The following is a 7,984-nucleotide window of genomic DNA, read 5'->3' as shown; positions in this document are numbered from 1 at the left end:
GCCGCCGGCGGCGCCGCCGCCGAGGCGACCGACCCCGCGAAGAGGAAGCGCCGGCGCCGGCGCAAGCCGGCCGGTGCCGGATCGGGTGGTGGTGACAGTGGCGGCGACGCCGGCCCGGCCGCACCGACGGCGGGCTGAGTCCGTCGCGTCGTGAGCCTGGCCTACATCGGCCTCGGCGCCAATCTGGGCGATGCGCGCGGGGCGCTGCAGGCCGCCTTCGAGGCGCTGGCAGCGCTGCCGGACACCGAATTGCTGCGCCGCTCCTCGACCTACCGCAGCGCGCCGATCGACTCCTCCGGGCCGGACTACCTCAACGCCGTGGCCGAGTTGCGCACCGCGCTCGAACCACTGGCCCTGCTGCATCGCTTGCAGGCCATCGAGCTGGCGCATGGCCGCGAGCGACCCTATCGCAACGCCCCGCGCACGCTCGACCTCGACCTGCTGCTGCACGGCCAGACGCTGATCGACAGCGCTGAACTCACGCTGCCGCACCCGCGCGCCCATGAGCGTGCCTTCGTGCTGCAGCCGTTGGCCGAACTGGCGCCAGACCTGATCATCCCCGGGCGCGGGCGTGCCTCCGAGTTGCTTGCCGTCGTGGCCGATCAATCCATCGAGAGACTCCCGACATGAACAGCCTGCCGATCTCGCTGCAGACCATCGGGCTGCTGGTGGCCTCCAACGTCTTCATGACCTTCGCCTGGTACGGCCACCTGAAGAGCCTGGCCGACAAGCCCTGGTACACGGCGGCGCTGATCAGCTGGGGCATCGCGCTGTTCGAGTACCTGCTGCAGGTTCCGGCCAACCGCATCGGCTTTGCCGGCGGCATCTCGCTGGCGCAGCTGAAGATCATGCAGGAAGTCATCACGCTGGCCGTGTTCGTGCCCTTCGCGCTCTTCTTCATGAACCAGCCCTTCAAGCTCGACTTCCTCTGGGCCGGCCTGTGCCTGGTGGGCGCCGTCTACTTCATCTTCCGCGGCTGACCGGGCGGCTACACTCGCGCCCGTGACAAGCGTGTGACAAGTGCGTGACAACCGCGAAGGGGTGAGGGATGCTGTTCGGCAAGCTGCTGCCGCGTGAGGGCAATTTCTTCGAGCTGTTCAACCAGCACGGCGGCCACATCGTCGAGGGGGCGCGTGCCTTCATGCTGCTGATCCAGAACTACGCCGACATTGAACTGCGGGAGAAATACGGCAACGAGGTCGGCAACGCCGAGCGCAGCGCCGACCGCGTCACCGCCGAAGTCAACCGCCTGCTGCACAAGACCTTCATCACGCCGATCGACCGCGAGCAGATCCACGGCCTGATCAATGCGATGGACGACATCCTCGACCTGCTGCAGGACGCGACCGAGACCATGTCGCTGTACGACGTGCGCGCGATGACCGAAGAGGTGCTGCGCCTGGGCGACCTGTCGGCCAAGTGCTGCGAGCGTGTGCAGCACGCGGTGTCGCTGCTGCCCAAGATCAGCCAGCCGGCCACCGCCGAGGCGGCGATCAAGACCTGCGAGGAAATCGACAAGCTCGAATCCGACGCCGACCGCGTGATGCGCTCCGCGATGTCCAAGCTGTTCCGCGAGGAGACCGACGTGCGCGAGCTGATCAAGCTGAAGACGATCTACGAACAGCTCGAGTCGATCTCCGACCGCTGCGAGGACGTGGCCAATCTGATCGAGGGCATCGTCCTCGAGAACTCCTGAGCCTCGCGGTCTCGGCACCGGACATGGAACACATCCAGGTCGCGTTCTGGGTCGTCGCGCTGCTGGTCGTGCTGGCCGTGGGGTTCGACTTCATGAACGGCTTCCACGACGCTGCGAACTCGATCGCCACCGTCGTCTCCACCGGCGTGCTCAAGCCGCAGCAGGCGGTGCTGTTCGCCGCCTTCTTCAACGTGGTGGCGATCTTCATCTTCCAGCTCAAGGTGGCTGCCACGGTGGGCAAGGGCATCGTCGTGCCCGGCGTGGTCGATCACCACGTGGTGTTCGGGGCGCTGATCGGCGCGATCTTCTGGAACATCGTGACCTGGTGGTACGGCATCCCGTCGAGTTCGTCGCATGCGCTGATCGGCGGCATCGTCGGTGCGGTGATCGCCAAGTCGGGCGCCAGTTCGCTGATCGCCGGCGGCGTGCTGAAGACGCTGGCCTTCATCTTCGTGTCGCCGCTGCTCGGCTTCGTGCTCGGCTCCTTGCTGATGGTCGCGGTCGCGCACATCTTCAGGCGCGTGCCACCCTTGCGCGTGGACAACTGGTTCCGGCGGCTGCAACTGGTCTCGGCGGGCCTGTACAGCCTCGGCCACGGCGGCAACGATGCACAGAAGACGATCGGCATCATCTGGATGCTGCTGATCGCCACCGGCTACTCGGCGGCCAGCGATCCGATGCCACCGAGCTGGGTGATCTGGGTCTGCTACATCGCCATCGGCCTGGGCACGATGTTCGGCGGCTGGCGGATCGTCAAGACCATGGGGCAGAAGATCACCAAGTTGCGACCGGTCGGAGGGTTCTGTGCCGAGACCGGTGGCGCGATGACGCTGTTCCTGGCCACCGCGCTGGGCATCCCGGTGTCGACCACGCACACCATCACCGGCGCCATCGTCGGCGTCGGCTCGGTGCGGCGAGCTTCGGCGGTGCGCTGGGGGGTCGCCGGCAACATCGTCTGGGCCTGGATCTTCACCATCCCGGCCTCGGCCTTCGTGGCCGGCGTCTTCTACTGGGTCAGCCTGGCGCTGTTCAAGTGACGCGTGGCCGCAGCCGGCCAGCGCCGGGCCGCCCCAAGCGGCCGGGGGCACCATTCACTGGCTGAGCTTGCGGCCTTCCTCGACCTGCCACTCGAAGTAGCGCTGGCCGCTGAAGGCCACGGTGGCCATCAACGCAGCGGCACCCAGCATCAGGGCGACGATCACACCCAGTACCGGGCCCCAGCGGGTCGGGTGGACGGCGGCGCCGGGATTGTGGCGGGCATCCCATTTCTCGTCGGGCGTCAGGCCGTAGACGATGGCCGCGAGCATGGCCGCGGCCAGCATGAACCCCAGCAGCGGTATCAGTGCCCAGGCGAGCTTGTCGTCCTGGCCGAGCTCGTTCATGCGTTGCAGGCCGTACAGGCCAACCAGCGTCGGCGGCGCGTGCAGCCAGCCCCAGGGGTCGGCGAAGCCGCGCAGATAGAAGCGGTGCAGGCCGAGCGAGCCGCCGATCACCGCGATCCAGGTCGCCAGGGTTTTCGACTTGTAGTGGCCCGGCGAACTCATGTGCCTTCTACCGGTTCGGCGGTGTCTCCCAGGCCCAGCGCCTTCTGCATCAGCACCACGTCCAGCCAGCGGCCGAACTTCCAGCCGGCCGAACGCAGCACGCCGCTGTGTTCGAAGCCGAGTGCGCGGTGCACACCGATCGAACCGGCGTTGGCCGAATCGCCGATCACCGCCAGCATCTGGCGTGCGCCGGCGGCCTCGCAGCGCGATACCAGTTCGGCCAGCAGCAGCCGGCCGATACCCTGGCCGCGGGCGGCGTCGGCGAGGTAGATCGAGTCCTCCAGACAGAAGCGGTAGGCGCGGCGAGGGCGGAAGTGGTTGGCGTAGGCATAGCCCAGCACTTCGCTGCCCCGCTCCGCGACCAGCCAGGGCAGGCCCTTGGAGAGAACGTCGTCGCGGCGGCGCCCCATCTCGGCCTCGTCCGGCGTCTCCAGTTCGAAGGTGCCGGTGCCGTGGGTCACGTTCCAGCCATAGATCTCCGTGATGGCGCCGAGGTCGGCGATGGTGCTGGGTCGGATCAGCAGGGGAGAGGTCGTCATCGCAGGCAGGCGGGGTCAGTGCTGAGCTGACTATAATGCCGGGTTTCGTTGCTGGCCGGTCGGGTGATCGGCGTATCTACGGCGGCGAGCCCCGATCTGTCCCCACCAGCCGTGTCCCTGGCGAGGTCGATCACCCCGGATTCAAGGAAACAGTCATGGTCGTGATCCGACTTGCCCGCGGTGGCGCCAAGAGGCGCCCGTTCTTCAACATCGTCGTCGCCGACTCGCGCAACCGCCGCGATGGCCGCTTCATCGAGCGTGTGGGTTTCTACAACCCGGTGGCCTCGGGTGCCGAGCAGCCGTTGCGTGTGGCCTTCGACCGCGTCGAGCACTGGGCCAAGCTGGGCGCGCAACTGTCGCCCACCGTCGCCCGTCTGGTCGGCGAGGCCAAGAAGGCCGCCGCCTGAGCCAGCGTGCCTGACCGAGCGCGGCAGCGGCCGTGACGTCCACACCGTCTTCCGCTGCCGAGCCTGCCTGGCCCGACGATGCCGTCGAGGTCGGGCGAATCGTCGGTGCCTGGGGCGTGAAGGGCTGGATCAAGGTCCTGCCGTTCGCCTCCGATCCGCAGGCGCTGTTCTCGTCGAAGCGCTGGTTCCTGAAGCCTCCCGATGAGCCCCGGCCGCTGCGCCCCGGCATGCCGTCCTGTCCCGCGCTGCTGAAGGTGATCGAGTCGCGTGAGCACGGCGACGGTGTCGTCGCGCACCTGCACGACGTGGCCGATCGCAGCGCCGCCGAAGCTCTGCGCGGCGCACGCATCTTCATCGGCCGTTCCAGCTTCCCGACCGCTGGCGGCGACGAGTTCTACTGGGTCGACCTGATCGGCCTGTCGGTGATCAACCGCGAGGAGCAGTCGCTCGGCACGGTGGTCGGCCTGATCGACACCGGCGCGCACAGTGTGCTGCGGGTGTTGCCCGAAGGGGGCCGGGGCGATGCCGACGAGCGGCTGATTCCCTTCGTCGGGGCCTACATCGACGAGGTCAGCCTCGAAGCGCGCCGCATCCGCGTCGACTGGGGCCTGGACTACTGAGCCGGGCGCCATGCGCTTCGACGTCCTGACGATCTTCCCGGAGTTGTTCGCGCCGCACCTGTCGGTCGGCGTGACTCGCCGCGCCTTCGAGTCCGGCCAGGTCGCGGTGCATCTGTGGCCGCTGCGCGACTTCGCCGACGACAACTACCGCCGCGTCGACGACCGCCCCTACGGCGGCGGGCCGGGCATGGTGATGCTCGCCGAGCCGCTGGAGCGTGCGCTGGCAGCGGTGCGGGCCGACCGTGCGGCGCCCGCGCCCGTGGTGCATTTCACGCCCACCGGCCGCCGCCTCGACCAGGCCGTGGTCCAGGAGTTCGCGGCCAGCACCGGCGCGATCCTGCTGTGCGGCCGCTACGAGGGCATCGACCAGCGGGTGCTCGACGCCCATGTCGACGTCGAACTGAGCCTGGGCGACTTCGTGCTCTCCGGCGGCGAACTGCCGGCGCTGGTGCTGCTCGACGCCGTGGCTCGGCTGCAGGAGGGCGTGCTCGGCGATGCCCGCTCGCACGAGCAGGACAGCTTCTCCGACGGGCTGCTCGACTGTCCGCACTACAGCCGGCCCGAAGTGCTGGGGCTGGGCGACGGGTCACGAGCGGTGCCGCCGGTGCTCCTTTCCGGTCACCATGCCGACATCGCCCGCTGGCGCCGCGAGCGTTCACTCGAACTGACGGCGCGGCGTCGCCCCGATCTGATCGCGGCGGCTCGGGCCGCTGGCCGGCTGAGCCGGGCCGACGAGAAGTTCCTCGCCGGCATCGGGCTATAATCGCAGGCTTTTCGATCCTCTGCCGGGCGAGCGGCCTTCGGGCCGCCAACTTCTTCCAACACCCCCGCGCACGATCCTTGGAGAAACCCGTGGACCTGATCCAGACCCTCGAGCGGGAAGAAATCACCCGTCTCAACAAGACCATTCCCGAGTTCGCCCCCGGCGACACGGTGATCGTGAGCGTCAACGTCGTCGAAGGCACGCGCAAGCGCGTGCAGGCGTACGAAGGCGTGGTCATCGCCAAGCGCAACCGTGGCCTGAACAGCAGCTTCATCGTGCGCAAGATCTCCAGCGGCGAAGGCGTCGAGCGGACCTTCCAGCTCTACAGCCCGCTGATCGCCTCGATCGAAGTGAAGCGTCGTGGCGACGTGCGCCGCGCCAAGCTGTACTACCTGCGCAACCGCTCGGGCAAGTCGGCCCGCATCAAGGAGAAGCTGGCCTGACCTTCGGTCAGCCTGCCGCGCAGCGGCAGCTCGCGCGCAGCGCGAGGCCAGCTTCCGACGCGACCCGGCGTAGCCGGCCGCGTCAAAAGCCGGCCCGATAGTCGGCAAGCCGCCCCCCGGGGCGGCTTTGTCATTGACGCCCACATGACCCGCCCGCCCATCCTCGACCCGCTGTCGGTGCCCGTCATCGGCACCGACTCGCACCTGCCGCCGGTGCCGGCGCCGCGGCTGCGCGCGGATGCGCTGCGCGAGCGATTCGGCGCCGGCATTGCCTGGGAGCCCGAGATCACCGGCGACGGTCGCCTGTTCGCCGAACGCGAACCGGCCCATGCCGCGGTGCTGGTGCCGCTGGTCGTCCACGAGCAGGGCCTCACCGTGCTGCTGACACGCCGCACTGCGCACCTGCGCGACCACGCCGGCCAGATCAGCTTCCCCGGCGGCCGCGCCGAGGACAGCGACGACGATGCCGTGCACACCGCCCTGCGCGAGGCGCAGGAGGAAGTCGGGCTGACCGCCACGCATGTCGACGTGATCGGTGCGCTGCCGGTCTACACCACGGTGACCGGCTTCGTGGTCACGCCGGTGGTCGCACTGGTGCAGCCCGGCTTCACGCTGGCGCTGGACAGCTTCGAGGTGGCCGAGGCCTTCGAGGTGCCGCTGGACTTCCTGATGAACCCGGCACATCACCAGCGTCACGAGTTCGAGTTCGCCGGCCAGCGGCGCCGCTTCCTGTCGATGCCCTGGGACGATCCGGGCGCCGCAGGCGAAGCGCAGCGCTACTTCATCTGGGGCGCCACCGCGGCCATGCTGCGCAATCTCTACGCCTTCCTCGCCTCGGCATGACCACCCCCGGCTTGCCGGGTACGGCAAACCACCCCCCGAGGGGGTGCGGGCCGGCTCGGGAGCGGCCCAGCACTCGGCCCGCCCCGCGACGCGGCCGCTATCATCGACCGGCATGAGTTTCTTTGCCGTCCTGTTCGCCCTGCTGATCGAACAGCTCAAGCCGCTGCCGCGCGACAACGTCGTCCATGACACGCTGACCGGCTGGATGCGCTGGGCGGGCCGCAACTTCGACGCCGGCCGAGACCATCACGCCTGGGTCGTGTGGTGCGTCACCGTGCTGGTGCCGGCGCTCGCGGTGGCCGGTGTCTATCACGCGATCGGCCACTTCAGCCTGCTGCTGGCGCTGGCCTGGAACGTGGCGGTGCTCTACCTGACGCTCGGCTTCCGTCAGTTCAGCCACTACTTCACCGACATCCGCGATGCGCTCGACCGCGGCGACGAGAACGAGGCGCGGCGCCTGCTCGCGCAATGGCGGCACCTCGATGCGAGCGAATTGCCGCGCACCGAACTGCTGCGCCACGTCATCGAACACTCGCTGCTGGCTGCGCACCGCCATGTGTTCGGCGTCTTCTTCTGGTTCGTGCTGCTGTCGGCCTTCGGGCTCGGGCCGGCGGGCGCGGTGCTGTACCGCATGTCGGAACTGGCCAGCCGCTACTGGGCCTTCAAGAGCCGCACCGTGGGCGCGCCGATCAACGAACGGCTGATGCAGCGCTCGCAGTGGCTGTTCGGCCTGATCGACCATGTGCCGGCCCGCATGACGGCGTTCGGCTTCGCCGTGGTCGGCAACTTCGAGGAGGCGATCACCTGCTGGCGGCGTGACGCCGGCCTGTGGAAGCACGAGAACGAGGGCATTATCCTCGCCGCCGCGGCCGGGGCGGTGGGTGTGCAGCTCGGCGGCAGCGCCGCGCCGGGCATCACGCCGGACCGCTCCAAGACCTTCGAGGCCGGCGCCTTGCCGGAAACCGCCGGCGCCGAAGGCAGCACGCCCGGCATGCCGCCGGTCGCCGCTCACCTGCGCAGCATCGTCGGCCTGGTGTGGCGCTCGGTGGTGCTGTGGATGCTGCTGCTGGCGCTGCTGTCGCTGGCCAACCTGATCGGTTGATCGATCAAGGTCGATCGATCAATAGCG

12 protein-coding genes are annotated in these 7,984 nt (G+C 68.9%); 10 read left to right on the top strand and 2 right to left on the bottom strand.

Annotated features, from left to right (window positions below):
* Positions 1-150 precede the first annotated feature (150 nt).
* From folK to AAG801_RS38335, 4 genes are all read left to right on the top strand, one after another.
* Positions 151-630 (top strand): 2-amino-4-hydroxy-6-hydroxymethyldihydropteridine diphosphokinase, encoded by a 480-nt coding sequence (folK, locus tag AAG801_RS38350; RefSeq protein ID WP_341893136.1) that lies wholly within the window; start codon positions 151-153, stop codon positions 628-630.
* Positions 627-980 carry a DMT family protein gene (locus tag AAG801_RS38345; protein WP_341893135.1) on the top strand — a complete coding sequence of 118 codons (354 nt, stop codon included), beginning with the start codon at positions 627-629 and terminating at the stop codon, positions 978-980. Before folK ends, AAG801_RS38345 begins: the two co-directional genes overlap by 4 nt.
* Before the next feature lie 68 nt (positions 981-1,048).
* Positions 1,049-1,696, top strand: coding sequence for a DUF47 domain-containing protein (locus AAG801_RS38340; protein ID WP_341893134.1), 648 nt, complete (start codon positions 1,049-1,051; stop codon positions 1,694-1,696).
* A 23-nt stretch (positions 1,697-1,719) separates the two neighbouring features.
* Positions 1,720-2,733, top strand: coding sequence for an inorganic phosphate transporter (locus tag AAG801_RS38335; protein ID WP_341893133.1), 1,014 nt, complete (start codon positions 1,720-1,722; stop codon positions 2,731-2,733).
* A gap of 54 nt (positions 2,734-2,787) precedes the next feature.
* Here the strand turns inward: AAG801_RS38335 and AAG801_RS38330 are convergent, their stop codons facing one another.
* Both AAG801_RS38330 and AAG801_RS38325 read right to left on the bottom strand, forming a co-directional pair.
* The gene (locus AAG801_RS38330; RefSeq protein WP_341893132.1) at positions 2,788-3,240 is read right to left on the bottom strand and encodes a hypothetical protein; all 453 of its coding nucleotides are present in this window, start codon (positions 3,238-3,240) and stop codon (positions 2,788-2,790) included.
* Entirely contained in the window at positions 3,237-3,779 is a 543-nt protein-coding gene (locus AAG801_RS38325) for an N-acetyltransferase family protein (RefSeq protein ID WP_341893131.1), read from the bottom strand. Before AAG801_RS38325 ends, AAG801_RS38330 begins: the two co-directional genes overlap by 4 nt.
* A 155-nt stretch (positions 3,780-3,934) precedes the next feature.
* Between AAG801_RS38325 and rpsP the strand changes: the two genes are divergently transcribed.
* The 6 genes from rpsP to AAG801_RS38295 all read left to right on the top strand — a co-directional run bounded on the left by rpsP (position 3,935) and on the right by AAG801_RS38295 (position 7,957).
* A complete protein-coding gene (rpsP, locus tag AAG801_RS38320) occupies positions 3,935-4,186 on the top strand; it encodes a 30S ribosomal protein S16 (protein ID WP_341893130.1) in 252 nt (83 codons plus the stop codon).
* 32 nt (positions 4,187-4,218) lie between these two features.
* Entirely contained in the window at positions 4,219-4,806 is a 588-nt protein-coding gene (gene rimM, locus AAG801_RS38315) for a ribosome maturation factor RimM (RefSeq protein WP_341893129.1), read from the top strand.
* 10 nt (positions 4,807-4,816) lie between these two features.
* Positions 4,817-5,569, top strand: coding sequence for a tRNA (guanosine(37)-N1)-methyltransferase TrmD (gene trmD / locus AAG801_RS38310; RefSeq protein WP_341893128.1), 753 nt, complete (start codon positions 4,817-4,819; stop codon positions 5,567-5,569).
* An 89-nt stretch (positions 5,570-5,658) separates the two neighbouring features.
* Positions 5,659-6,012 carry a 50S ribosomal protein L19 gene (rplS, locus tag AAG801_RS38305; RefSeq protein ID WP_341893127.1) on the top strand — a complete coding sequence of 118 codons (354 nt, stop codon included), beginning with the start codon at positions 5,659-5,661 and terminating at the stop codon, positions 6,010-6,012.
* 144 nt (positions 6,013-6,156) lie between these two features.
* Positions 6,157-6,855, top strand: coding sequence for a CoA pyrophosphatase (locus AAG801_RS38300; RefSeq protein ID WP_341893126.1), 699 nt, complete (start codon positions 6,157-6,159; stop codon positions 6,853-6,855).
* 112 nt (positions 6,856-6,967) lie between these two features.
* Positions 6,968-7,957 (top strand): CobD/CbiB family protein, encoded by a 990-nt coding sequence (locus tag AAG801_RS38295; protein ID WP_341893125.1) that lies wholly within the window; start codon positions 6,968-6,970, stop codon positions 7,955-7,957.
* The last annotated feature ends 27 nt before the right edge of the window (positions 7,958-7,984 follow it).

Source organism: Variovorax sp. YR752 (assembly GCF_943372545.1).
Note: the sequence above shows the minus strand (reverse complement) of the source record. Positions and strands in the feature narration are given on the sequence as shown.